Origin of the sequence: Streptomyces sp. NPDC051987 (genome assembly GCF_040680735.1) — a bacterium.
Taxonomy (GTDB): domain Bacteria; phylum Actinomycetota; class Actinomycetes; order Streptomycetales; family Streptomycetaceae; genus Streptomyces.
Window position 1 is genome coordinate 1 of record NZ_JBFAXI010000075.1, and the last position, 22,820, is coordinate 22,820.

At 71.2% G+C, this 22,820-nt stretch carries 24 protein-coding genes and 1 riboswitch; of the genes, 11 read left to right on the top strand and 13 right to left on the bottom strand.

Going from position 1 to position 22,820, the window contains the following annotated elements; translation table 11 throughout:
• Positions 1-56: 56 nt before the first annotated feature.
• Together AB0M11_RS30435 and AB0M11_RS30440 are read right to left on the bottom strand one after the other, a co-directional pair.
• Complete coding sequence (locus tag AB0M11_RS30435; protein ID WP_365711121.1) at positions 57-674, bottom strand: DUF305 domain-containing protein; 618 nt, start codon at positions 672-674, stop codon at positions 57-59.
• 83 nt (positions 675-757) lie between these two features.
• The gene (locus tag AB0M11_RS30440) at positions 758-1,165 is read right to left on the bottom strand and encodes a DUF6153 family protein (protein ID WP_365711123.1); all 408 of its coding nucleotides are present in this window, start codon (positions 1,163-1,165) and stop codon (positions 758-760) included.
• A 578-nt stretch (positions 1,166-1,743) separates the two neighbouring features.
• Here AB0M11_RS30440 and AB0M11_RS30445 point away from each other — a divergent pair.
• Entirely contained in the window at positions 1,744-2,469 is a 726-nt protein-coding gene (locus AB0M11_RS30445; protein WP_365711125.1) for a lysophospholipid acyltransferase family protein, read from the top strand.
• A 110-nt stretch (positions 2,470-2,579) separates the two neighbouring features.
• On the opposite strand, the gene AB0M11_RS30450 is transcribed toward AB0M11_RS30445, so the two are convergent.
• The 8 genes from AB0M11_RS30450 to AB0M11_RS30485 form a co-directional block, all read right to left on the bottom strand.
• Positions 2,580-4,184, bottom strand: a complete 1,605-nt coding sequence (locus AB0M11_RS30450; protein WP_365711127.1) for an alpha/beta hydrolase — start codon at positions 4,182-4,184, stop codon at positions 2,580-2,582.
• Between the two features lie 139 nt (positions 4,185-4,323).
• Entirely contained in the window at positions 4,324-5,085 is a 762-nt protein-coding gene (locus tag AB0M11_RS30455) for an urease accessory protein UreD (RefSeq protein WP_365711184.1), read from the bottom strand.
• Positions 5,082-5,762: an urease accessory protein UreG gene (gene ureG / locus AB0M11_RS30460; protein ID WP_365711129.1), complete on the bottom strand. Its 681-nt coding sequence runs from the start codon at positions 5,760-5,762 to the stop codon at positions 5,082-5,084. Before ureG ends, AB0M11_RS30455 begins: the two co-directional genes overlap by 4 nt.
• 198 nt (positions 5,763-5,960) lie before the next feature.
• Positions 5,961-6,641, bottom strand: a complete 681-nt coding sequence (locus AB0M11_RS30465; protein WP_365711133.1) for an urease accessory UreF family protein — start codon at positions 6,639-6,641, stop codon at positions 5,961-5,963.
• Between the two features lie 15 nt (positions 6,642-6,656).
• Positions 6,657-8,378, bottom strand: a complete 1,722-nt coding sequence (locus AB0M11_RS30470; protein WP_365711134.1) for an urease subunit alpha — start codon at positions 8,376-8,378, stop codon at positions 6,657-6,659.
• Positions 8,371-8,682, bottom strand: a complete 312-nt coding sequence (locus AB0M11_RS30475; protein WP_365711135.1) for an urease subunit beta — start codon at positions 8,680-8,682, stop codon at positions 8,371-8,373. The genes AB0M11_RS30470 and AB0M11_RS30475 overlap by 8 nt, the downstream gene beginning before the upstream one ends.
• Positions 8,683-8,693: 11 nt before the next feature.
• Complete coding sequence (locus AB0M11_RS30480) at positions 8,694-8,996, bottom strand: urease subunit gamma (RefSeq protein WP_037782101.1); 303 nt, start codon at positions 8,994-8,996, stop codon at positions 8,694-8,696.
• Between the two features lie 449 nt (positions 8,997-9,445).
• Positions 9,446-9,733, bottom strand: a complete 288-nt coding sequence (locus AB0M11_RS30485) for a type II toxin-antitoxin system Phd/YefM family antitoxin (protein WP_365711136.1) — start codon at positions 9,731-9,733, stop codon at positions 9,446-9,448.
• A gap of 141 nt (positions 9,734-9,874) precedes the next feature.
• On the opposite strand from AB0M11_RS30485, the gene AB0M11_RS30490 reads away from it, so the two are divergent.
• From AB0M11_RS30490 to AB0M11_RS30500, 3 genes are all read left to right on the top strand, one after another.
• Positions 9,875-10,510 carry an ATP-dependent Clp protease proteolytic subunit gene (locus AB0M11_RS30490; RefSeq protein ID WP_365711137.1) on the top strand — a complete coding sequence of 212 codons (636 nt, stop codon included), beginning with the start codon at positions 9,875-9,877 and terminating at the stop codon, positions 10,508-10,510.
• A 7-nt stretch (positions 10,511-10,517) separates the two neighbouring features.
• Positions 10,518-10,826, top strand: a complete 309-nt coding sequence (locus AB0M11_RS30495; protein WP_046730013.1) for a hypothetical protein — start codon at positions 10,518-10,520, stop codon at positions 10,824-10,826.
• Between the two features lie 361 nt (positions 10,827-11,187).
• A riboswitch (cyclic di-AMP (ydaO/yuaA leader) is annotated at positions 11,188-11,372 on the top strand.
• 3 nt (positions 11,373-11,375) lie between these two features.
• Positions 11,376-11,849, top strand: coding sequence for a C40 family peptidase (locus tag AB0M11_RS30500; protein WP_365711138.1), 474 nt, complete (start codon positions 11,376-11,378; stop codon positions 11,847-11,849).
• Between the two features lie 37 nt (positions 11,850-11,886).
• Here AB0M11_RS30500 and AB0M11_RS30505 read toward each other — a convergent pair whose 3' ends face one another.
• Positions 11,887-12,345 (bottom strand): ATP-binding protein, encoded by a 459-nt coding sequence (locus tag AB0M11_RS30505; RefSeq protein ID WP_365711140.1) that lies wholly within the window; start codon positions 12,343-12,345, stop codon positions 11,887-11,889.
• A gap of 211 nt (positions 12,346-12,556) precedes the next feature.
• Between AB0M11_RS30505 and AB0M11_RS30510 the strand changes: the two genes are divergently transcribed.
• Entirely contained in the window at positions 12,557-13,417 is an 861-nt protein-coding gene (locus tag AB0M11_RS30510; protein WP_365711142.1) for a helix-turn-helix transcriptional regulator, read from the top strand.
• Between the two features lie 9 nt (positions 13,418-13,426).
• A complete protein-coding gene (locus AB0M11_RS30515; protein WP_365711144.1) occupies positions 13,427-13,654 on the top strand; it encodes a DUF397 domain-containing protein in 228 nt (75 codons plus the stop codon).
• A gap of 111 nt (positions 13,655-13,765) precedes the next feature.
• On the opposite strand, the gene AB0M11_RS30520 is transcribed toward AB0M11_RS30515, so the two are convergent.
• Positions 13,766-14,893 (bottom strand): 8-amino-7-oxononanoate synthase, encoded by a 1,128-nt coding sequence (locus tag AB0M11_RS30520; RefSeq protein WP_365711146.1) that lies wholly within the window; start codon positions 14,891-14,893, stop codon positions 13,766-13,768.
• Between the two features lie 191 nt (positions 14,894-15,084).
• On the opposite strand from AB0M11_RS30520, the gene AB0M11_RS30525 reads away from it, so the two are divergent.
• From AB0M11_RS30525 to AB0M11_RS30535, 3 genes are all read left to right on the top strand, one after another.
• Positions 15,085-15,909, top strand: coding sequence for a PaaX family transcriptional regulator C-terminal domain-containing protein (locus tag AB0M11_RS30525; protein WP_365711148.1), 825 nt, complete (start codon positions 15,085-15,087; stop codon positions 15,907-15,909).
• 159 nt (positions 15,910-16,068) lie between these two features.
• Entirely contained in the window at positions 16,069-17,481 is a 1,413-nt protein-coding gene (locus tag AB0M11_RS30530) for an alpha/beta hydrolase (protein ID WP_365711150.1), read from the top strand.
• 14 nt (positions 17,482-17,495) lie between these two features.
• On the top strand, positions 17,496-19,103 hold the full coding sequence (locus AB0M11_RS30535) for an MFS transporter (RefSeq protein WP_365711152.1): 1,608 nt from the start codon (positions 17,496-17,498) through the stop codon (positions 19,101-19,103).
• A 277-nt stretch (positions 19,104-19,380) separates the two neighbouring features.
• On the opposite strand, the gene AB0M11_RS30540 is transcribed toward AB0M11_RS30535, so the two are convergent.
• A complete protein-coding gene (locus AB0M11_RS30540; RefSeq protein WP_365711154.1) occupies positions 19,381-20,142 on the bottom strand; it encodes an FCD domain-containing protein in 762 nt (253 codons plus the stop codon).
• Positions 20,143-20,445: 303 nt separating this feature from the next.
• On the opposite strand from AB0M11_RS30540, the gene AB0M11_RS30545 reads away from it, so the two are divergent.
• Both AB0M11_RS30545 and AB0M11_RS30550 read left to right on the top strand, forming a co-directional pair.
• Positions 20,446-21,810 carry an extracellular solute-binding protein gene (locus AB0M11_RS30545; protein ID WP_365711156.1) on the top strand — a complete coding sequence of 455 codons (1,365 nt, stop codon included), beginning with the start codon at positions 20,446-20,448 and terminating at the stop codon, positions 21,808-21,810.
• Positions 21,807-22,721: a sugar ABC transporter permease gene (locus AB0M11_RS30550; RefSeq protein ID WP_365711158.1), complete on the top strand. Its 915-nt coding sequence runs from the start codon at positions 21,807-21,809 to the stop codon at positions 22,719-22,721. The genes AB0M11_RS30545 and AB0M11_RS30550 overlap by 4 nt, the downstream gene beginning before the upstream one ends.
• Positions 22,722-22,820 lie beyond the last annotated feature (99 nt).

Below are 22,820 nucleotides of genomic sequence, written 5' to 3' on the forward strand. Positions count from 1 at the left end.
GAGGCGGCCCACGCCCCCCGCGCCCGGATAGCCCTGGACGACACCACCGGCACCCCTCAGCCCTTGCCGAGGAGCTTGTTCATCTCCTCGATCTCGGCGTTCTGCCCGGTGACGATGGCGCCGGCCATGCCGGTGGCCGGCGCGTACGCGCCCTTGGCCTGCTCGGTACCGGCCATCTGCACGGCGCCCTGGTGGTGCTGGACCATCATGGTCAGGAACATCGTGTCGAAGTCCTTCCCCTTGGACTGCTTCAGCATCGTCATGTCCTTGTCGGACATCATCCCGGCCATGCCGCCGTGACCGGTGTGGTCCATGCCCGCCATGGGCACCTCCTCGCCCCAGGCCTTCAGCCAGCCGGTCATGGTGTTGATCTCCGGGTCCTGGGCCTTCTCGATCCGGGCGGCGAGGTCCTTCACCTGGGCGGAGGAGGCGTGGTCGGCGGCGAGGGAGGCCATCTCCAGGGCCTGCCGGTGGTGCGGGATCATGGTCTGCGCGAAGGACACGTCCTGCGCGTTGTGCGCCCCGGCGGAGGCGGAGGCGGTGCCGCCGCCCGCCGCCGAGTGGGAGGCGTGCGCGGTGCCGGCGCTGTCGTCGCCGCCACCGCAGGCGGCGAGGGCGAGGGCGGCGGTCGCGGTGAACGCGACGAGGACGGCACGGGTACGCGTGGTGGTCATGCTGGATCTCCTGCGATAGCGGTGAGGGGGCACGCGGGAGCACGGCCGCGGCGCGGGTGCGCGTACGGCCGGCTCGGGTGCCTCTAGATCCGCAGGAGCTGCAGTTCGGCCAGATCAGGGGGCGGCCGGGCGGCGTCCGGTGCCGTGGCGGGGCGGGAGCCGAGCGCGCGGGCGGCCGCGGGGACCGGCGCCGGGTCCGCGGCCGGTGCGGTCAACGCCGGTCCGCCGCTGACCGCACCGGAGGCGCAGGTCGCGTCGGCGTGGTGCGCATGGTGGTCGCCGCAGTGGCCGTCGTCGCCGGAGCAGCCGTCGTAGGCGGTGACCATGACCGCCGGGTGCGGGACGGCCCGCTCCGGTCCGGCGTGGCCTGCCAGGCCACCGCCGGGTGCCAGCGCGTGCATGCCCAGCAGCCCGGCCAGCAGCCCCAGCACGAGGAGGGCACGCCACCGCCGGAAGGGCGGTCGCGGGGCGGGCTGCTCGGTGGGGCGCATCGGGGCCATCCTATGCATCCCCTGAGAGCGCACCGGCACCGGCACTCCCGCCCAGCCACCCGCAGCGGCGCCCGGCGCCGGCCACGGGCAGGAAGCGGACGGAATCCGGCTGTCGTGCGCTCAGCACCCATGGGCGGCGATTACGCGTCTGATCGTCTCCATCGACGCGAGCGAGGTCTTCGTGCGCGGCAGCTGACCCGCCGGTGCGCATTCCGACCGCCTCCGGCCGGAGACCGCACGTCTTCTCCTGTCCCTGGCCGACCACTCGTGGTGAAGAGCCCGCGGTGCGGCGGGGCGGTGTCCTGCCGCGGGCGGCCGACGACCCGGTCTCCAGCATGGTGAAATCCGACGAGACGATGTTCGATCGGCTGTGACGGGGGGGCCGGTCACGCTCGCGTCGCACTCTGCCGTACCTGACCTGACGGCTTATCAGGCCGACGGGGAAGGATCAGCATGAGAACGACCGGGACATGGCCACGGATGACGGCGGGCGCCGATCAACCCAGGGCCGCCGTGGACGATCCGACCTGGGGAGACGCCGGTTCCGGCGGGGACCGGCGAAAGTAGAGGAGAGAGCCGTGTTCTACTACCTGCTCAAGTACGTACTGCTGGGGCCGCTGCTGAGAGTGGTGTTCCGGCCGCGGATCGAGGGCCTGGAGCATGTGCCGCCGTCGGGACCGGCCATCATCGCCGGCAACCATCTCTCCTTCTCCGACCACTTCCTGATGCCGGCCGTCCTCAAGCGGCGCATCACCTTCCTCGCCAAGGCCGAGTACTTCACCGGGCCGGGGGTGCGGGGCCGGCTGACCGCCTTCTTCTTCCGCAGCGCCGGGCAGATCCCGGTGGACCGCTCCGGCAAGGAGGCGGGTCAGGCCGCGATCCGGGAGGGGCTGGGCGTGCTGCGCAAGGGCGAGCTGCTCGGCATCTATCCGGAGGGCACGCGCTCGCACGACGGCCGGCTGTACAAGGGCAAGGTAGGAGTCGCGGTGATGGCGCTGCGGGCCGGTGTCCCGGTGGTCCCCTGCGCGATGATCGGCACGTTCGAGGCACAGCCGCCCGGCAAGGTCGTCCCGAACATCCACCCCGTCGTGATCCGCTTCGGCGAGCCCCTCGAGTTCTCCCGCTACGCCGGGATGGAGGACGAGAAGGCCGTCCTGCGCGCCGTCACCGACGAGATCATGTACGCCATCCTGACCCTGTCGGAGCAGGAGTACGTCGACGAGTACGCGGCCGTCGTCAAGGCGGAGCAGGCGACGGCGAAGGGCGAGAAGGAGCGAAGGTTCCCGCGGGCACCGCTGAGCTGACCGCGAGCGCGGGAGGGGCGGCCGACGGGGAGCACCGGGGGCGGCCGACCGGGAGCGCGGGAGGGGCGGCCGGAGTGATCCGGCCGCCCCTCGTCGTCGTGGCGGAGCGGTTACGGCTGCGGGGTGGCGTGCGGGCCGCAGGTGACGTCCGTGCCGTCCAGCGCGCCGGTGAGCAGGTAGGTGTCCACCCGGCTGTTGATGCACGGGTTGACCAGGCCGGTCACGCCGTGCGAGCCGGCGCCCTGCTCGGTGATGAGGCGGGAGCCCTGGAAACGCTTGTGCAGTTCGACCGCGCCGGGGTACGGGGTGGCGGCGTCCCGCGTGGACTGCACGATCAGCACCGGCGGCAGCCCCTTGTGGGTCCTGACCTCCACCGGCGTCTGCTGCTGGACCGGCCAGGTGGCGCACGGCAGGTTCATCCAGGCGTTGGCCCAGGTCAAGAAGGGGTACTGCTTGTTGAGCTCGGTGTTGTCGCGGTCCCACTTGTGCCAGCCGGTGGGCCACTTGGCGTCGGTGCACTCGACGGCGGTGTAGACGGCGTTGCCGTTCTCCGACGTGATGTTGCCGGCGGTGTCGCTGAGGTCCGGCGCGGCCGCGTCGACCAGGGCCTGGGTGTCACCGGCGAAGTACTTGGCGAACACCGAGGCGACCGGGACCCACGAGGAGTCGTAGTACGGCGCCTTCTGGAAGAACCCGATCAGCTCGGCCGGTCCGACGACCCCGCCGATCGGGTGCGCCTTGGCGGTGGCGCGCAGCTGCAGCCACTTGGCCTGGACGGCGTCCCGCGTGGTCCCCAGGTGGAAGGCGGAGTCATGGGCGGCGACCCAGTCCTCCCAGTCCTTCCAGCGGCCCTCGAAGGCGACGTCCTGGTCCAGGTTGGCCTGGTACCAGATGTTCTTGCGCGACGGGTTGACGACACTGTCGACGATCATCCGGCGCACGTGGTCCGGGAACAGCGTCCCGTACACCGCGCCGAGGTAGGTGCCGTAGGAGACACCGAGGTAGTTGAGCTTCTTCTCGCCGAGCGCGGCCCGGATGACGTCCAGGTCACGGGCGGTGTTGGCGGTGGTCATCTGCTGGAGCATCGCGCGGCCGGTGCGCTCGGCGCAGCCGTCCGCGTACTGCTTGGCGAGCCTGCGCTGCGCGGTCTTGTCGGCCTCGGTGTCCGGCACCGGGTCGGCCTTGGGGGCCTTCACGAACTCCTGCGGGTCCTGGCAGGAGATGGGCGCGGAGTGGCCGACACCGCGCGGGTCGAAGCCCACGAAGTCGTACGCCTTGGAGGCGTTGACCCACAGGGGGTTCTTGTTGGTGACCCGGAGCGGGAAGCGCATCCCCGAGCCGCCCGGACCGCCGGGGTTGTAGACGAGCGCGCCCTGGCGCTCGGCCGGCGTCCCGGTGCTGCCTATTCGGTCGACGGCGAGCTTGATCTGCTTGCCGTAGGGCTTCGTGTAGTCGAGCGGCACACTGACCCAGCCGCACTGCACGGGCTTGGTCAGTGCCCAGTCGGCAGGGCAGTCGGCCCAGTCGATCCCGGCCTTGGCGGCCCGCGCGGCCGCGACGGCCGCACCCTGCTGCGCACGGTCCTGGCCGCCGTACCGGGCCTCGGCACCGGCGGCGGGTGCCGCGAGGCCGCCGGCGATCAGGCCGGCCGTGACGAGCGCTCCGGCCGAACCCAGCGCCAGCACCCGGCTTCTCGATCTGCGGATGTCCCTCAAGTGGGCCCTCCCCCTCACATGATGACGATCGGTCAGGGGAGATCCTTCCGGCTGTGAGCCCGCTGAGAACAGGGCCTGTCAGCCGTCTTTACCAATCCGATAACCGGACGTTCACATCCCGCTTGTCCCGCTGAGCGGATCAGTCGCCCAACCGGGCCAACGCCTCGTCCAGTTTCCGCCGCAGCCGCAGGGCGTCCCCGGCCACCGCGCTCACCAACACCGCGGGCCCGGCGAGCGGAGTGAGCGCGGCGCACTCCCCCAGCATCCGCGCCGCCATCGGCTCCTCCGCGAACTCCGGCCTGATGACCACGAGTTGTCCCACGGCACGATGTCCTGCGAGCACGGCGGGCCCGTCCCAGCCGCCCGGCGCCCCGGGTCCGCAGGCCAACTCCTGGTCCAGCACCACTCTCCCGGCCACCCGGACGGTGAGCCGGCTGCCGAGCCGGCCGGGCTCCTCCCCCACCCGCCCGAGCACCTGCTCCTCCCGCAGCACGAGCCGGCCGCCCGCCGCGACGTCGACGCGGGTGCGGACCCGCAGATCGCTCCCGCCGGCCGAGATCAACTGTTCCGGCAGCCACCGCAGTTCAGCCTCGTCGGCGACCTCCAGCCGGACGTCGTACCGCGCCTCCTCCTTCCCCTGGCCCGGCAGCGCGATGGTGGCGGCGGCCGACCCGACCGAGAGCCGGCCCCCCGCCTCGACCCGGGCCTCGATCCCGAAGCGGTCCCCGCCGAGCGGCCCGCTCATCGCCCCGACGACCATCACCCGGGCCTCGGCGCCGCTCCCCCGGGTACGCCGCAGGGCGAGCGGCCCCTCGCCCTCCAGCACGGGCAGCGCGGTACCGCCCCGCCCGTCGGGCCGCGCCACGATCCGGGCGAGGGCGCGTACCCCCGTGCCCGTCACGCGGCCCACGCCGCGAGCCGCTCCCGCACCCACGCGGCCACGTCCGCGACGCCTGTCTCGCCACGCAACGACTGGAAGACGACGGGAAGTTCGGCGCGCTGCGCCTTGGCGTCGACGGCCATCCGCGCCAGATCCGACCCCACGTAGGGCGCCAGGTCCGTCTTGTTGACCACCAGCAGGTCGGCCGTCGTCACCCCCGGTCCTCCCTTGCGCGGAATGTCGTCCCCGCCCGCCACGTCGATCACGAAGATCTGCGCGTCCACGAGCCCCTTGGAGAAGGTGGCGGTGAGATTGTCCCCGCCGGACTCGACGAGGATGAGGTCCAGCGGCCCGACCTCGTCCTCCAGGTCCTCCACGGCTTCGAGGTTGGCCGAGATGTCGTCCCGGATCGCGGTGTGCGGACAGGCCCCCGTCTCCACGGCGGCGATCCGCTCCGGCGGCAGCACGGCCTCCCGGAGCAGGAACTCGGCGTCCTCGCGCGTGTAGATGTCGTTGGTGACCACAGCAAGGGACAGCTCGTCCCGCAGCGCCCGGCACAGCGCGGCCACGGTGGCCGTCTTCCCGGACCCCACGGGCCCGCCGAGCCCGATCCGCAGAGCCCGCCGGGACCCGTCGGCCCGCCGGGCGTCCGCGCCGAGGGCAGCGGGACCGTGGTGGTGATCATGATCGAGATGCATGTACGGCTCCTTGTTCAACGGCGTTCGAGGACACTTTCAGCCCGTCCGGCAGACGCTTTCAGCCCGTCCGGCGTTTGAGGACGAGGCCGGCAGGCCGATGCGGGGGTCCGGGGGCGGCAGCCCCCGAACCGGGCGGTCGAAGGGGGCCCACCCCCTGGAGGGACGGGACGGGTAGGGGCGGCGGGGGCGTGAAACCCCCTACGACGCGAACAACCGCACCGCCCACGCCGCATGCCACTCCGCCCCGATCTCCGCCAACGGCGCCGACCCCGCGGGCAACGCATCGACCCCGTCCCCGCCGGCCACCACCTCCCGCGCCGCCTCCACCGCCCCGTCGGCCACCCGGTCCACCTCCCCGGCCAGCCGCGCCAGCACCCCCGTGGCCTCGAACGGATCCAGACCCAGCAACCGCACCACCGCCGTGGCCGGCCCGCTCACACTCTCGTACGCGGCGCAGTACGCCGCGTCCTCCGCCGAAAGCCCCGCAGCCCGCGCCACCACCCCCAACACCACGGGCTGGTGCGCCCCCTTGGGAAACCCACCGGCCAGCGCGTCGAGTTCGGCGGACGGCCAGGCCACCCGCGCGGCCCGCAGCAACTGCCGCCCGAGCCTGCGCCCCGCCCCCCGCAGCGCGGCCGACGGCGTCCGCGCGTCGACAGCGGCGTCCAACTCCCTTACGCCGACGCCGAGTACCGCCGCCGCGGCGACCGCACCCGCCACCAGCCCCGCCGTGTGCAGCCGCCCCCGGCAGTACTCCTCCAGGCTCGCGGCCCCGGTGATCCGCCCGGCCTTGACGGCGGCCTCCGCCCCGCCGGAGTGCGCATGCCCGCCGGCGGGAAACCGGCCGTCGGCCAGCACCAGCAAAGCTGCCCGAGACATCCCGACCCCCTGCGCTCAGAAGAGGAAGTAGCGCTGGGCCATGGGCAGTTCCGCGGCCGGCGTCGCCTCGACCAGCTCCCCGTCGATGTGCACGGCGAAGCTGTCGGGATCGACCCGCACCCGCGGACGCGCGTCGTTCTGCCGCATGTCCGCCTTGGTGACACCCCGGGTCGACGCGATGGCGACGAACCGCTTCCCGAGCGCCAGCCGCTCCGGCAGGCCGTCCTCGATCGCCAACGGGGCGACGAAGTTGAGGGAGTTGGCGGCCGGGGCCCGCCCGATCGCCCCGTACATCGGGCGGGGCAGGATCGGCTGGGGCGTCGGGATGGACGCGTTGGCGTCGCCCATCTGCGCGTAGGCGATCTGGCCGCCCTTGAGGACGAGCTGCGGCTTGACCCCGAAGAACGCGGGCTCCCAGAGCACCAGGTCGGCGAGCTTGCCGGTCTCGACCGAGCCGATCTCCCCGGCCAGCCCCTGCGCGAGGGCCGGGTTGATCGTGTACTTGGCGACGTAGCGCCGTACCCGGTGGTTGTCGGCGCGCCCGTCGCCCGGCAGCGCGCCCCGCCGCCGCTTCATCACGTGCGCGGTCTGCCAGGTGCGCAGGATCACCTCGCCCACGCGTCCCATGGCCTGCGAGTCGGACGAGATGATCGAGATCGCGCCCAGGTCGTGCAGGATGTCCTCCGCGCCGATGGTCGACGGCCGGATCCGGGACTCGGCGAAGGCCAGGTCCTCCGGCACCGCCGGGTTGAGGTGGTGGCACACCATCAGCATGTCGAGGTGTTCCTCGGCGGTGTTCACCGTGTACGGCCGGGTCGGGTTGGTCGAACTCGGCAGCACGTGCGGTTCGGAGACGACCGTCATGATGTCCGGGGCGTGCCCGCCGCCCGCACCCTCGGTGTGGTAAGCGTGGATCCCGCGGCCGCCGATCGCGGCGAGCGTGTCCGCCACGAATCCCGCTTCGTTCAGGGTGTCCGTGTGAATGGCCACCTGGATGCCGGTCCGGTCGGCGACGGTCAGGGCCGCGTCGATGACGGCCGGCGTCGACCCCCAGTCCTCGTGCAGCTTCAGCCCCAGCGCTCCGCCCCGGATCTGGGAGAGCATCGCCTCGTGCGAGACGGTGTTGCCCTTGCCGAGGAACCCGATGTTGAGCGGGTACTGCTCCATCGCCTCCAGCATCCGGGCGAGGTGCCAGGGGCCCGGGGTGACGGTGGTCGCCTTCGAGCCCTCGGCGGGGCCGGTGCCGCCGCCCACCAGCGTGGTGATCCCCGACGCCAGCGCCTCGTCGGCGATCTGCGGGCAGATGAAGTGGACGTGGGCGTCCACACCGCCCGCGGTGAGGATGCGTCCGTTGCCGGCGATGACCTCGGTCTCGGGGCCGATCACCAGGTCCGGGTGGACGCCGTCCATGGTGTCGGGGTTGCCGGCCTTGCCGATGCCGGTGATCCGGCCGTCGCGGATGCCGATGTCGGCCTTGACGACGCCCCAGTGGTCGATGATCACGGCACCCGTGACGACCGTGTCGGGGGTGCCGTCTGCGCGCGTAGCGCGGGACTGGCCCATGGACTCGCGGATGACCTTGCCGCCGCCGAAGACCGCCTCGTCCCCGGCGAGCCCGGGGCCGCCGGAGCGGTCCTCCTCGATCTCCACGAGCAGGTCGGTGTCGGCGAGCCGGATCCGGTCCCCGGTGGTCGGCCCGAACAGGTCGGCGTACGCGGCGCGGGAGATCTCAGGCATCGAGGGCACCTCCGGTCTCGCCGCGCAGCCCGGGGACCACGCGGGCGCCGGTGAGCGGGACGAGTTCGACGTCGACGGGGATACCGGGCTCGAAACGGACGGCGGTGCCGGCGGCGACGTTCAGCCGCTTGCCGCGCGCCGCCTCCCGGTCGAACTCCAGTCCGGGATTGGCCTCGGCGAAGTGGTAGTGGGAGCCGACCTGGACGGGCCGGTCGGCGGCGTTGAGGACGGTCAGCCGGGTGACCTCGCGGCCCGCATTGAATACGACGGGTCCGTCGGCGAAGAGCACTTCTCCGGGAATCATCGTCGCCCCCCTCAGACGATCGGGTCGTGGACGGTGACGAGCTTGGTGCCGTCCGGGAAGGTCGCCTCGACCTGCACGTCGTGGATCATCTCGGGAATGCCCTCCATGACGTCGTCCCTGGTGAGCAGCTTGCGCCCGGAGGCCATCAGTTCGGCGACGGTACGGCCGTCACGGGCGCCTTCGAGAATGTGCGACGTGATGAGCGCGACCGCTTCGGGGTGGTTCAGCCTGAGCCCGCGGGCCCGGCGCTTCTCGGCGACGTCGGCCGCCACGTGGATCAGCAGCCTCTCTTGCTCGTGCGGGGTCAGTTGCACGTCCCACCTCACAGTCCTCGCTCCGGACCGTGCGGGGTCCGGTTGCCGCGGCCACCGCGACCGACGGGGCTCACGACCCGATCCGGCCGGGGAAAACCCCAGGTGGCATGGATCGGCAGGCTAGTTCGCCGGCGTTTCGACGACGTTAACCGGACCTTGATCACCTCATGACCGGCGCACGAGCGGCACAGGCGGCGCGACCGGCGCACGGAAGCGCGCCTCGCTCCACCTCACTCCGCACCGCACCGCCTCACTCCGCATCGCTCCGCCACACGCCCCGGCGGCGCCGCCGGACCCGTCCGCCACCCGCGCCGCCCACGACACCCGCGCCACGCGCCACGCGCCACCCACGACACCCGCGCCGCCCTGCGCCACCCGCGCCGCCCACGACACCCGAACGGCCCTCACCCGAACGCCCGGGGAGGGCCGCCGCGCTCGCTCGGGGCCGGCTAGCCGCCGGTGGCCCCCCGGTGCTCCGCCGCGATGCCGAAGCGGCTGCGCTCCGGCCGCGCGGTGGGGGTCTCGCGGACCGTGGAGACCGAGCTGACCACGTGGTCCACATGGTCCTCGGCGGGCTCCGAGAGCCCTTCGAGGCGTTCGAGGTCGGCGGCGGAGACGAGGGCGACCAGCGGCTTGCCGTGGCGCGTCACGACGACGCGCTCACCGCCGTACACCACCCGGTTGATCAGTTCGGCGAGCTCAGCCCTGGCTTGCGTCACCGGAATCTCGTAGGCCATGAACCCAGCTTACGGGGCACCCCGGACATCACCTCTTGTCCGGTGACAGCGGAACCCCTCCGCAACGATCTGTACGTCCTGTACATTTTGACCAGAGAGCCCGGCAACCGGGCCGTCTCCGTCGCGAGGAGGGGTACAGCCATGACCCGACCGTCCGCCCGCCATGTCCTGCCCGAGTTCACCGAACGCACGACCGCTGGGCACCGCACCCTCGACCCGTACTCGAAGCTGCTGGAGGAGCGGATCGTCTTCCTCGGCGCGCCCGTCGACGAGGTCTCGGCCAACGACGTGACGGCGCAGCTCATGTATCTGGAGCACGCGGCTCCGGAGCGGGACATCGCGCTGTACATCAACTCCCCGGGCGGTTCGTTCGGCGCCATGACCGCGATCTACGACACGGTCCGGTACGTGAGCTGCGACGTGGAGACGATCTGCCTCGCCCAGGCCGGGGCCTCGGCGGCGGTCCTGCTCGCGGCCGGCACACCGGGCAAGCGGTCCATGCTGCCGGGCGCGCGCGTCGTGCTCCAACAGCCGTCACTGCCACAACCCGTGCAGGGCCAACCGAGTGATCTCTTCCTCCAGGCCGAGGAGTTGGAGCGGGTCCGGGCGCTGCTCGAACAGCTGCTCGTCCGGCACACGGGACGCACGGCGGAGCAGGTGCACCGGGACCTGGAGCGGGATCTGGTGCTGGACGCGCCGGCGGCGCTGGCGTACGGCCTGGTGGACCGGATCGTGCCCGGCCGCCGCCCCATGCCCGGCCTGCCGGGCGCGAGGTGAGCCGCCGATGCTGCCACCGGAGCTGCCGCCGTTGCCCGCACTGACCCGGGCCGAGGGTGAGCTGATCGACCGTTACCTGGACGTGGTGGACCTGCTGGGCCGGATCAATCCGGCGCAGAACGAGGACACCTACCGCGGGCTGCGCGCCGCGCAGGCGCTGGTGCGCGCGGCGTCCGAGCTGCGGGACGCGCTGGCCCTGATGCACCGGCGGGGCGAGACGGAGCTTCACGGGGACACGCTGGCACGGGCGTTGCGGGTGCTCGACGGCGAGCGCCGGACCGCTCGCGTCGCACTCCCGCCCGACTGCGTACGGTGAGACCCGCCGGACTCCGGTCCGGGGCGTCGACGGTGCGCGGGGGCCGGAGTCGAAACGCTCCAAAGGGGTTACCGCCGTTCGGTGGAGTGTGGCGTGGTTTTACCTGCCCGCGGAGGCCGCTCAGGGTGCCTGCGCGGGGGTGCCTCCGAGGGGCTTCCGCGCAGGTCCGGGGGTACGCAGGGCAGTTGACGAAGAATCGAACACAGGACTGTCCACCCGAACGGGTGGGTGGTGAGTAACCCCACAAACCCCCGATTCCGTTGGGATTTTCGGACACGCGTGAGTGAAGATCCCTGTCTGACGACAAGCCCCCGCCACAGCGGCGGGGCGGTCCGGGCGGACGCCGAGTCCTGCCGCCGCCCGGATTGACCCGTCGACAGAAGTGCATCGGCAGGAGTGGAGGACCCAAGCAAGCCGGGTCGCCGGCACGGTCACGCCATGACCGGGCCGAGCAGCCCTTGGGGTGAAGCCGTGGCACCACGGCCGGGCAACTTCGCCAGCCCGAATCCGACAGGTCATCCTTCACAGGCGGCTGACGAAGGGTTGCGCATGACTGCGCTCAATCGTGTTCCGTCGCTCATGGCCCGGGCCGGTACGGCCTCCGCGCTGACGATCGCCGCCGTGGGCGGCTCGATCGTGATACCGGGTGTCGCCTCCGACGCCTCGGCCGCCACGCTGGCGACGAAGGCGCTCCAGGTGGCCGCCTCGAAGAAGGGCGCGCCCTACCGCTGGGGTGCCACCGGCCCGAACCGGTTCGACTGCTCCGGGCTCACGCTGTACTCGTTCAAGAAGGCGGGCAAGACCCTGCCGCGGACGGCGGCCCAGCAGTACAACAAGACCCGTCACATCTCGGCCGGCAACCGCAAGGCCGGGGACCTGGTCTTCTTCCACTCGGGTTCCAACGTGTACCACGTCGGCATCTACGCCGGGAAGGGAAAGATCTGGCACGCCCCGAAGACCGGGGACGTGGTGCGGCTCCAGAAGATCTGGACCCGCAGTGTCTGGTACGGCCGGGTCAGCTGACCCGTTCCCGCGACGGCCGGCCGGCAGGGGCTCGGGGTTACGGCTCCTGCTGACCGGCCACGGTGACCGTGCTCGCGGGGACCGTCCAGGGGAGTTCGATGGAGACGGTCTTGCCGCCCTCCCGGGTGGGGCGCACCCGGAGCTTGCCGCCGCACTCGGCGGTCAGCCAGCGGATGATGACCATGCCGCGCCCGTTGTCCTGCTGGACCGCGGCGGGAAGTCTCTTGGGGAAGCGCGGATGGCTGTCCGTGACGCCGATGCGCAGGTGCTCGTCCCGATCGAGCGCGAGGCCCACCGTGAAGGTGGGTGACTGCCCGAAGGTGTGCTGCACGGCGTTGGTGGCGAGTTCGGAGACGATGAGGCGGACGGTGTCCGCGGTCTCCGTCTCGGGCGGCAGTCCCCACTCAGCGAGGACGTCCAGCACGTAGGAGCGGGCGGTGGCGACCGAGGCTGGTTCGCTCGGCAGAGTGACGGATGCTTCCAGATGGTCTGCCATGGCGACGTCGTCCCTTTCCTCGGGACCGGAGTCCGACACGGTGCGGATGGTTCGAGTACGGTCCCGGACTGGTGCTTCTTCGCCAGACTGCCATTACCGGGCCGGTCAGGGGAGCGATCCACCAAGATATGCATATATCTGTCGCCCGAAGCGGTGAACTCTGCGACCTCAGACCGTATTTGGGTGGCTCGGTAGGAGTAAGGAGTAGCCCATGCAGAACGGTCCCGCGGTACGCCGCCGGAAACTGGGCGCCGAACTGCGCGCACTGCGCACCGGCGCCGGCCTCACGAGCGGTGAGGCCGCCCGTCTGGTGGGCTGGCATCAGTCGAAGGTGAGCCGGATCGAGACCGGCGCCAGCGGTGTGAAACCGGCCGATGTGCGGTTACTTCTGGACGCCTACGGCGTGTCCGAGGGGCAACTGCGTGAGTTGCTCCTGGTGTTGGCGGGATCGGAGGACACCACGGGGCGCCACCACTGGTGGCACGCCTACCGTGGCGTACTGCCGCCCGCCTACCGGGATTTCATCAGCCTGGAGTCACAGGCCAGCGCGATGCGCACCCTGGAGACCCTGGTGGTGCCGGGCCTGCTGCAGACCCCGGAGTACGCGCGCGCGGTGACCCGGGCGGCCGTCGACGGGAGTGACGACGAGGCTCTGGACACCCTGGTGGAGGTGCGGCTGGCCAGGCAGGACGTGCTGCACAACGATCCGCCGCTGGAGCTGAACGCGGTCCTGGACGAGGCGGTGCTGCGCCGGGAGGTGGGCGGCCCCGGCGTGATGGCGCGGCAGCTGACGCGACTGGTGGAGGCGGCCCGGCTGCCCCAAGTACAGCTCCAGGTGCTGCCGTTCGCGGCCGGAGCCCATATCGGCATCACCGGCCCTTTCGTAATCTTCTCATTTCCGAGCACTTCCGATCTGGACGTGGTTGTTATCGACCAGTTGACGAGTAGCCTCTACCTGGAGCGGAAAGAAGACCTCCAGGCCTACACGGAGGCCTTCGACACGCTCCGGATCCACGCCCTTTCCCCCGAGGACTCGTTGGATTACATCGCCGCAATAGCTGACGGCGCGTAAGGAGGCACCATGACCGCACTGCCTCGGAACGTTCCCTCAAGTGCTGATCTGACCGGACTGCGGTGGCTGCGCAGCAGCTACAGCACCGGAGCCAACAACTGCGTGGAGACGGCACGGCCGCGCTCCGGCCCGGCGGCCGGACTGCTCGCCGTGCGCGACTCCAAGGCTCCGGCGGGCCCCGCGCTGCTCTTCTCCCCCGAGAGCTGGGCGGGATTCACGGCCGCGCTCACCGACTGATCGGCCCCAGCAGGGTCTGATCGGAGACGACCGGAACCGACCAGACTCCGACCCGGTCCATCCCCTACTCCGTATCCGCTCGCGAGCCAGGCCCGGCCGTGTCACGCCGACTCATGGTCGTGTCTCGCCGATCACACGTACAGCGCGTTCGATCTCGGCCCCGGAGAGGTCCGCACGGGCGGTCAGCCTGAGCCGTGAGATGCCGTCCGGCACCGACGGCGGACGGAAACACCCCACGGCCAGCCCTGCCGTCCGGCAGTCGGCCGCCCACCGCACCGCCTGCTCCGGGGACGGGGCCCGCACGGAGACCACCGCGGCGTCCGGACGCACCGCTTCCAGACCCGCGGCGGTCAGCCGTGCGTGCAGCTCCGCGGCCACCTCACGGGCCCGCGCCGCCCGCCCTGGCTCCCGGCGCAGCAGGCGCAGGGCCGCCAGCGCCGCGCCCGCCGCCGCGGGGGCCAGGCCGGTGTCGAAGATGAAGGTGCGGGCCGCGTTCACCAGATGGTCGATCACCCGGGCCGGGCCCAGCACCACGCCGCCCTGACTGCCCAGCGACTTCGACAGGGTCGCCGTGACCACCACGTCGTCGGCGCCGGCGAGCCCGGCCGCGTACGGCGCCCCCCTCCCGCCCTCCCCGAGGACCCCGAGCCCGTGGGCGTCGTCGACCAGCAGCCCGGCGCCGTGCTCCCGGCATGCCGCGGCCAAGCCGGCCAGCGGTGCCGCGTCGCCGTCGACCGAGAACACCGTGTCGGAGACGACCACCGCGGGCCCCTCATGGGTGCCGAGCACCTTGTCCACGGCGTCCGGGGCGGCGTGCCCGACGACCTGGGTGGTGCCGCGGGCCAGCCGGCAGCCGTCGATCAGGGAGGCGTGGTTGAGGGCGTCGGAGACGATCAGGGAGCCGTGCGGGCCGAGCGTGGTGACGGCCGCGAGGTTGGCCGCGTAACCGGAGGAGAAGACCAGGGCGGCCTCGAACCCGCAGAAATCGGCCAGTTCCCGCTCCAGTTCGGTGTGGAGTTCCGTCGTGCCGGTCACCAGCCGGGAGCCGGTGGAGCCGCCGCCCCAGGTCCGGGCCGCCCCGGCGGCGCCCTCGGCCACCTCCGGGTGGTGGGCGAGGCCCAGGTAGTCGTTGCTCGCGAGGTCCAGCAGCGGCGAGTCGGCAGGGCGGGGGCGCAGGGTCCGCACGAGTCCGGCGCGGCGGCGCCGCTCCGCCTGTTCGTCGATCCAGCCGAACGCCATGGCCCCTCCGGTGAATGTGTAGGCAGTGGAAAGACCCTAGCGGGGCGGCTCTCGGCCCACTGTGTGGCACTACCCACAGACAGGGTGCTGCCCCCCGGCCTCCCGCGTCGAACGCGGCGTCGCCGGGCACAGCGTCCGCGGTGTCCTGGGGGTTTGCGCCGTAGGTCCGGCGGATCGCGGCGTCGTAATGTATGCGCGTGACCGGTCCCGCCCCCCGCCCTCAGGCCCTTCTGCTGAGCTTCCTCGGTGACGAGGTGCTGGGCCGCGGTGAGTGCGTGTACACGGGCAGCATCATCGAGGTGTTCCGGCATGCCGGAGTCGGAGAACAGGCCACCAGGTCCACCCTCACCCGCATGGTCGACCGGGGACTGCTGCGTCGCCGACGCGAGGGGCGCCGGGTCTACGTCGGTCTCACCGACCGCTCGGAGGCGATCCTGCGTGACGGCGAGCGGCGCATCTGGAAGGCGGGCGCGGTCAACCGGGACTGGGACGGCACCTGGACGCTCCTGGGTTTCTCGCTTCCGGAGTCCTGGCAACGCCAGCGGCACGATCTGCGTTCGCAGCTGACCTGGGCGGGGTTCGGCGCGCTGTTCGGCGGGCTGTGGATCGCGCCGGGCGATGTCGACGTCTCCGGGATCGTCGCCGAACTGGGTCTGGCCGCGCACGTGAAGGTGTTCCGGGCCCGCGCGGACGTCGGCATGGACATCGCCGAGATGATCGACGATGCCTGGGATCTGCAGGAACTGGCCAACCGCTACCGGGCCTTCGAGAAAGCCTGGAAGCCGTACGTCTCAAGCGGTGAGGACCTGCCCACGGAGAAGGCCCTCGCCCTGCGTCTCCGGTTGACCGCGGAGTGGCTGCAGGTCATCCGCACCGACCCCAGGCTGCCCGTACTTCACCTGCCGGCGACCTGGCCCGCGGGGACGGCGGAGGAGACGTTCCGTGCGGTTCACGCCCGGCTGGAGGCGCCGGCCCGGGAGGCGGCGCGCCGACTGATCGAGACGGTTCCGGCGTAGCCGCGGCACGCTGTCCATGCCGTCGTGCCGGCTTCAGTCATGTTGTGCATTCTCTTGACTGTCGCAAGAAATGAGCCCTACATTCCACGGCATCTTGGTTCAGTGCACTGAGTATCCGCCCGTGCCCCGCTCCGCAGCCGCCTCCTCAGGGAGCCCCCCATGTCTGCCAGCACCCGTCCCCGCACGCGTCGCCCCCGTCTGCGCATCGCCATTGCCGCTCTGACCACGCTGACCTCCGCGGCTCTGACCGCGCTCCCGTCATCGACCGCCCAGGCGGACACGGCGACCGCCGGCCACCTCACCGGCACCCTGTCCGACGGCGCTACGTGGGTCGCGGACGTTCCCGTGAACTGGAACGGCACCCTGTTGGTCTTCAGCCACGGTTTCGGGCCGACCGTCGCCAGGGACGCCCCCACCGACGCCGTACGCACCGAGTTGCTCGCCGAGGGCTATGCGATGGCAGGGTCGTCGTACGACCCCAATGGCTCGATGTGGGCCCTGAACAGCGCTGAACGCGACCAGTTCGCCACACTCGACGCCGTCGTCGCGAAGATCGGGAAACCGCGGCGCACGCTGGCCGTCGGCCAGTCCATGGGCGGGCTCGTCAATGCGCAGCTCGCCCGGGACGGCGGTGGGCGTATCGACGGCGCGCTCGGCCAGTGCGGCCTGGTCGCGGGTGGTACCGATCTGGACAACTACCAGCTCGACGCCGAGTACACCATCGCCCGGTTGCTGCTGCCGGCGCAGGAGGTGCAGCTCGTCCACTTCGGTTCCTCCGCGGACGCGGCCGCCGTCGCCGGACGGCTCACCGACGCGGTCACAGCCGCTCAGGCCACCCCGCGGGGCCGGGCCCGGATCGCGCTGGCGGCGGCCTTCCTGAACCTGCCCGCCTGGTCGCCCGGAAAGGACCGGCCCGCCGCGACCGACTGGGCGGGACAGGAGGAGCAGCAGTACGACTGGTTCGCGCAGGGCATCCTGTCGTTCGTCGAGGGCGGCCGGTACGCCATCGAGCAGTCGGCCGGCGGCAACAACTCCTGGAACCGGGGGGTGGACTACGCCCGTCTGCTCGCCGGCTCCGAACACGCACCCCAGGTCCGTGCCCTCTACAAGGCGGCGGGCCTCGACCTGGGGGCCGACCTGCGCACGCTGACCGCGGGGGCCGCCATCACCGCCGATCCCGCCGCAGTCCGTACCGCGCTGCGGACATCCTCCGCCGGTCAGGGACTTGAGGTACCCCTGCTCGACATCCACACGACCGGCGACAACCTCGTGCCCGTAGAGCAGGAGAACCGCTTCGCCGGGCGGGTGAAGGCGTCCGGCGACGGTGCGCTGCTGCGGCAGGCGTTCGTCGAACGGCAGGGGCACTGCACGTTCACGACCGCCGAGACGGTGGCCGCCCTGCATGCGCTCGAACACCGGGTGAGCACCGGCCACTGGGGCGACGCCGCGACCCCGGACGTGCTCCAGCGCTCCGCCACCGCTCTCGGGCTCGACGGGGCAGCCTACGTCACCTACCACCCGGCCCCGCTGACAGTCGGCCGCGACCGCCCCGCGTACCCCACCCACCACTGATGTTGGGACCTCTCATGTCCGACGCACCCCCGTCCTCGCCCGTGTCCGCTGCCGCGCGCTCGCCCCTCCCGATCGGCACGCTCGTCGCCGGCTGTCTCGCCGTCTGCCTCGCCCAGATCGGCCTCGCGATACCGGCGACCCTGAACGGCCTGTTCCAGGAACACCTTCACCCCGTCGGCTCCCAACTGACCTGGATATCCGACGCGTTCCTGCTGCCTGTCGCCGTCCTCGAACTCTCCTTCGGTGTGCTGGGCGACCTCTTCGGGCGCAAACAGCTCCTCGTCGGAGGCGCCGGTGTGCTGTGCGTGGGCGAGATCGTCGCGGCCAGCGCCTCCGGTGTCCACCAGCTGTGGGTGGGCATGGCACTGGCGGGCCTGGGCGCCGCCGCCCTCTTCCCGACCTCGCTCGCGATGATCGCGGCCGGTACGCACACCGGTGTGCAGCGCGCCCGCGCCATTGCCGTCTGGGCCTCCAGCCTGTCCGCGGGCGGGTTCCTGGCACCGTTGCTCGGTGGCTTCACCGGTACCTACGGCTCGTGGCGCTCGGCGTTCGTGGTGGTCGCCGCGCTCGCCGCGGTCAGCGCATCGGTGAGCCTGTGGCTCGCGGTCAACTCGCGGGCGCCGGAAGGCCGTTCGCTGGACTTCGGTGGACAGGTCACCATCGGTGTCGGTCTGTTCGCCCTGTTGTACGCCGTCATCCAGGGACCGACGGACGGCTGGGGTTCGGCACCCGTGGTCGCGGCATTCGTGATCGCGGTGGTGTTCGTGGCCCTGTTCGTCTACGCCGAGAGCCGAGCCCGCTCGCCCCTGCTGCGGCTGGACCTGTTCCGCAACCGGTCCTTCGCCGTCGCCGCGGTCGTCGCGGTCGTGGGCATGTTCAGCTTCCTGGGCACCGCGTACGCGGCGAGCATCCGACTCGGCCCCATCCAGCACCAGAGCCCGATGCGTACCGCGTTCGCGTTCCTCCTGCTCAACGGCATCACACCGCTGTTGACGCCGCTGACCTCGCGGCTGCTGCACCGTCTGTCCTCGCGGTGGCTGCTCACCGTCGGCCTGGCGCTGATCGCCGCCGGTGACTTCCTGGCCGCGGGACTCGACGTGGACGACCGGGCGCTCACCTCGCTGATCCTGCCGCTCGGCCTGGTGGGCATCGGTTTCGGCTTCACCGTGTCGTCCATCACCGCGACCGCCGTGAACACCGTGCCGGTCCCGCTCGCGGGCATGGCCAGTGCGGCCACCAACCTGCTGCGTGACTTCGGCTTCACCCTCGGACCGGCGGTCATCGGCGCGGTCGCGCTGAGCCAGGCGGCGTCCCGGGTGGCCTCCTCGCTGGCCACCTCGACGTCATTGGACGCCGGGTCGAAGGCCGCGGCCCACGAGGTGCTGAAGGAGGGCGGCCCCCTCGCCCTCAACTCCGTCCCCGCCACCTCCCCGCCGGGCGCGGCCCGGTCCTACGCCCTCGACGCCCTGGGACACGGCTACGGGATCGGATTCGTCGTGTGCGGTTCGGCCGCCCTGCTCTCGGCGGTGCTGGTGGTGACCGCGCTGCGGGGACGCACGGCGGAGGAGGACGCGACGGAAGCGAAGGAGGTCGCGGAGCAGCCCGCACCCGCCGCGGGCTGAGATCACAGCAGCCCTGGCAGGAGGCCGTCCCGATCGGACGGTGCGTATCCCCGCACGTGGACGTCCGGTGTGCAGAAAGCCGCGGACGGATCCCGGGACCGTGAACGCGCCTGTGGCCCCAGCCCTTCGGGCTGGGGCCACAGGACGTGCTGGTGATCGTGCGGGGGCGGGCGCCTACGCGGCGAAAGGCTCCACGACACGGGCGGGCGGAGCGTTCCCGCTCCGGCAGGGTGCGCAGCGCCGAGCGGTGACCCTCGCCCGCTACGGCCACTGCCGGTCAGCCGAACAGGCGCCGCTGGATCTCCCGCCGGTAGTCCTCCAGGGTGCGGTCGAGGTGTACGGCGGCGGCCTCGGCGGCCTCGTCGGGTCGGCCGTCCCGAATGGCGCGGTAGATCGCCTCGTGTTCCTCGACCGCTGCCGCGGTGCCGTCACCGAAGGAGTCGTGGATGCCGATCGCGCTGGACTGGCGTTGCAGCCGGCGGGCGTCACGCACCGCGCTGCCGAGGAAGGTGTTGTGCGAGGCGGCGGCCACCGCCGCATGGAAATCGTCGTCACCCTGGTTGAAGACCTCGACCTCGCCATGGGTGTACCCGTGCCGGCACTGCTGCATGGCAACCTCGATCGTGCGCAGTTCGGCGGGCGTGGCACGGGTGGCCGCGAGCCGGACGGCGGCCATCTCCTGAACCCTGCGGAACTCGAACAACATGAGCACGTGATCGAGGTCCACGGGCCGGAAGAAGCCGCCCCAGCGGCTGGTGATCAGCATGCCCTCGTCGTCCGCGACGAACAGCCCGCGCCCCTTGTGCGCCCGGACCCGGCCGAGCGCCGAGAGGATCTTCACGGCTTCCCGGACCACCGCCCGGCTGGTGCCCAACTGCTGGGCCAGGTCGTTCTCCGTGGGCATCCGGTCTCCGGGCACCAGGCGCGACTCGGCGATGAACTCGAGGATCCGCTCCGCCACGACCTCGTATCCGGGGCGGTAGTCCCGTCGCTCATCCGATCCGTTCATCACTGCCGCCACGGCGGGCGTGTCCTTCATATGTCCTGCCTCCGGGTGACTGCGACGACGGCGACTGATCGGCCTTGGAGCCGAGCTCATCGTACCCCAGGCCACGATAAGTAGTACTCATCTGGGGCCTACCTGGTGGCATCTTGAGAGAAGACATGACCGCTAAGTGCCTATTTGCGCACTTCAAGGATCCGACGGAGCTGATCTCGCACGCACTTCGCCTTCGGAAAAGCCGTACATACCTCTTGACTCGGCCTTTGATGTGGCGGCTAATTTCTTCCGCGGCGGTAATGACAGAGCCGTCAGTCTCACGCGCACCCAGTGGAGTCGCACATGTCCGTATACAAGCCTTCGGTCACCCAGGAGCCGGGGACCAGCAGGAGACGTGCCGGGTTGCTGGCCGGCTGTGCCGCCACCGTCCTGCTGACCGTGACCGCCTGTGGCGGGGGTGGCGGTTCGACCGGCACGACGAAGGACGGTTTCGCGCAGGCCGCGCAGGACAAGGGGGCGTTGACCGTGTGGGTGGACGCGACGCGCCTGGCTGCGGCGAAGCAGTACCAGGCGTCGCACCCGGGTGTGAAGCTGCACATCGTCAGCTATGACGGTGACGCCAACGGCTCGAACTACCTGCAGACGAAGGTGCAGTTGTTCAACCGGACGGGCAAGGGCTGGCCGGATGTGGTGTTCAGCTCGCAGAACAACGAGGCGAGCTGGGCGGTCGACGCGGGCTTCGCGGCGCCGCTGAACAAGGGTCTGATCCCGCAGGCGACCCTCAGCGGGTTCGCCAAGGGCGCCAACGACGTCTGCACCGTCGACGGGACCCTGTACTGCCTGCGCAACGACCTCTCCCAGGCGGTGCTGTGGTACAACGCGCCGCTGCTGAAGAAGTTCCACTACACGGTGCCGACCACCTGGGAGCAGTACCAGGCGCTCGGTGAGAAGGTCGCCAAGGAGCACCCCGGCTACCTGGTGGGTGACGCGGGTGACACCTTCACCCCCGAGATCTACCTGTGGGCGGGCAAGTGCGGCGCCAACCACATCACCGGCCCCAAGGCGGTGTCGGTCAACACCACCAGCGAGGCCTGTACCAGGATGGCCAAGCTGCTGGATGTGCTGATCAAGGACAAGTCGATGTCGACGAGCGGTGTCTTCAGCACCGACTTCGGCAAGAACAAGGCCAAGAAGGTCCTGCTCATGCCCGGCCCGGCGTGGTACGGCGGCGCGGTCTTCGAGGGCACCTTCAAGACCCCGGCCCAGCAGATCGCGGTGGCGCCCATCCCGCAGTGGCAGGGCGAGACCTCACCCTCCACCGGCAACGTCGGCGGCGGAACGTGGCTGCTGTCCAAGCACTCCGCCCACATCAAGGCGGCCACCGACTTTTTGAAGTGGGTCACCACCGACAACGCCTACCAGGGCGAGAAGGCCCCCGGCTTCCCGGCCTACGCGCCGGCCGCCGCCACCTGGCTCAAGGCGCAGGCCGCTTCGGGGTACTTCGCCGGTGACCTCACCGCGTTGAAGGACGCCTCCTCGCAGGTGTGGTCCGACTGGGGCTCGGGCCAGTTCAGCCAGGAGGCGATCTGGGCCGCCACCGTCAAGCCCGGCCTGACCCAGGGCAAGACCATCGAGTCGCTGCTGCCCGCCTGGCAGGACGCGATCGTCAAGTACGCCCAGGCCGACGGATACAAGGTCGCCCAGTGACGGCCACGCACTCTTCGGCCGGCTCTGTCCGGGGGCGCCCTCGCGGCACCTCCCGGCAGAGCCGGGCCGGCGTGGCATTCGTCGCTGGCTACGTCCTGCTGCTGACCGCCTTCGGCGTCCTGCCGACCTGCTACGCGATCTACTTCGCGTTCACCGACGCAGGCGGGGCCTTCACCGGCATCTCCAACTTCACCGCCACAGCCCGGGACTTCCGCTTCGCCGACTCCCTGGGCCACGTGGCCCTGTACCTGGTGTTCTGGCTGCTGTCGCTGGTCGTGTTCGTCGTGCTGCTGGCGCTGCTGCTGCACAAGCTGTCCTCCGGGCCGCTCAGCCAGGCACTGCGTTTCCTCTACTACATCCCCGGCGCGCTGGCCGGTGCCGCGAGCGTCCTGGTGTGGCTGTTCATGCTCGACCCGACGGTCAGCCCGGTCAGCTCGCTGCTTCAGGCCCTGGGCTTTCACACCTTCGGCGCGGTCATCGCGCCGGGCAACCTGGCACTGCTGTTCACGATCATCGCGTTCTGGACCGGCGCGGGCGGCTGGATCGTGGTCATGTACGGGGCGCTGAACAACATCCCCAAGGACGTCATGGAAGCCGCGCGCATCGACGGCGCGAACGGCTGGCAGACCGCCTGGCGGGTACAGATCCCCATGCTGCGCAAGTGGATCGTCTACATGGTGATCCTCGCCTTCGCCGGCGGCGCGCAGCTCTTCGTCGAGCCGCAGCTGCTCTCCCTGGCCAGCACCGGCGTGGCCGGCCGCGACTACTCCCTCAACCAGCTCACCTACGACTTCGCCTTCCAGATGAACAACATCAACGGCGCCGCCGCGGTCTCGGTGGAACTCCTGGTCGTCAGCGTGTCGGTCGCCGGTGTCTTCGTCGCACGATCGGGGTTCTTCGATGCCGACTGACACACGAACCACCCCCCTTGCCTCCGCTCCTCACGCGAAACGGGACCGGAACAGCAAAAGCGGGCACGGAGAGCGGAGGCAGCGCCGCCGTCCGCCGCG

Excerpts from the sequence above, each read along its gene's own strand:
- AB0M11_RS30535 (WP_365711152.1), top strand. The coding sequence starts at position 17,496 with ATGTCCGACGCACCCCCGTCCTCGCCCGTGTCCGCTGCCGCGCGCTCG.
- AB0M11_RS30470 (WP_365711134.1), bottom strand. The coding sequence starts at position 8,378 with ATGCCTGAGATCTCCCGCGCCGCGTACGCCGACCTGTTCGGGCCGACC.
- AB0M11_RS30540 (WP_365711154.1), bottom strand. The coding sequence starts at position 20,142 with ATGAAGGACACGCCCGCCGTGGCGGCAGTGATGAACGGATCGGATGAG.
- AB0M11_RS30525 (WP_365711148.1), top strand. The coding sequence starts at position 15,085 with ATGCGCGTGACCGGTCCCGCCCCCCGCCCTCAGGCCCTTCTGCTGAGC.
- AB0M11_RS30495 (WP_046730013.1), top strand. The coding sequence starts at position 10,518 with ATGCTGCCACCGGAGCTGCCGCCGTTGCCCGCACTGACCCGGGCCGAG.
- ureG (WP_365711129.1), bottom strand. The coding sequence starts at position 5,762 with ATGCATCTCGATCATGATCACCACCACGGTCCCGCTGCCCTCGGCGCG.
- AB0M11_RS30440 (WP_365711123.1), bottom strand. The coding sequence starts at position 1,165 with ATGCGCCCCACCGAGCAGCCCGCCCCGCGACCGCCCTTCCGGCGGTGG.
- AB0M11_RS30500 (WP_365711138.1), top strand. The coding sequence starts at position 11,376 with ATGACTGCGCTCAATCGTGTTCCGTCGCTCATGGCCCGGGCCGGTACG.
- AB0M11_RS30465 (WP_365711133.1), bottom strand. The coding sequence starts at position 6,641 with ATGTCTCGGGCAGCTTTGCTGGTGCTGGCCGACGGCCGGTTTCCCGCC.
- AB0M11_RS30515 (WP_365711144.1), top strand. The coding sequence starts at position 13,427 with ATGACCGCACTGCCTCGGAACGTTCCCTCAAGTGCTGATCTGACCGGA.
- AB0M11_RS30435 (WP_365711121.1), bottom strand. The coding sequence starts at position 674 with ATGACCACCACGCGTACCCGTGCCGTCCTCGTCGCGTTCACCGCGACC.
- AB0M11_RS30520 (WP_365711146.1), bottom strand. The coding sequence starts at position 14,893 with ATGGCGTTCGGCTGGATCGACGAACAGGCGGAGCGGCGCCGCCGCGCC.
- AB0M11_RS30505 (WP_365711140.1), bottom strand. The coding sequence starts at position 12,345 with ATGGCAGACCATCTGGAAGCATCCGTCACTCTGCCGAGCGAACCAGCC.
- AB0M11_RS30530 (WP_365711150.1), top strand. The coding sequence starts at position 16,069 with ATGTCTGCCAGCACCCGTCCCCGCACGCGTCGCCCCCGTCTGCGCATC.
- AB0M11_RS30485 (WP_365711136.1), bottom strand. The coding sequence starts at position 9,733 with ATGGCCTACGAGATTCCGGTGACGCAAGCCAGGGCTGAGCTCGCCGAA.
- AB0M11_RS30545 (WP_365711156.1), top strand. The coding sequence starts at position 20,446 with ATGTCCGTATACAAGCCTTCGGTCACCCAGGAGCCGGGGACCAGCAGG.
- AB0M11_RS30490 (WP_365711137.1), top strand. The coding sequence starts at position 9,875 with ATGACCCGACCGTCCGCCCGCCATGTCCTGCCCGAGTTCACCGAACGC.
- AB0M11_RS30475 (WP_365711135.1), bottom strand. The coding sequence starts at position 8,682 with ATGATTCCCGGAGAAGTGCTCTTCGCCGACGGACCCGTCGTATTCAAT.
- AB0M11_RS30510 (WP_365711142.1), top strand. The coding sequence starts at position 12,557 with ATGCAGAACGGTCCCGCGGTACGCCGCCGGAAACTGGGCGCCGAACTG.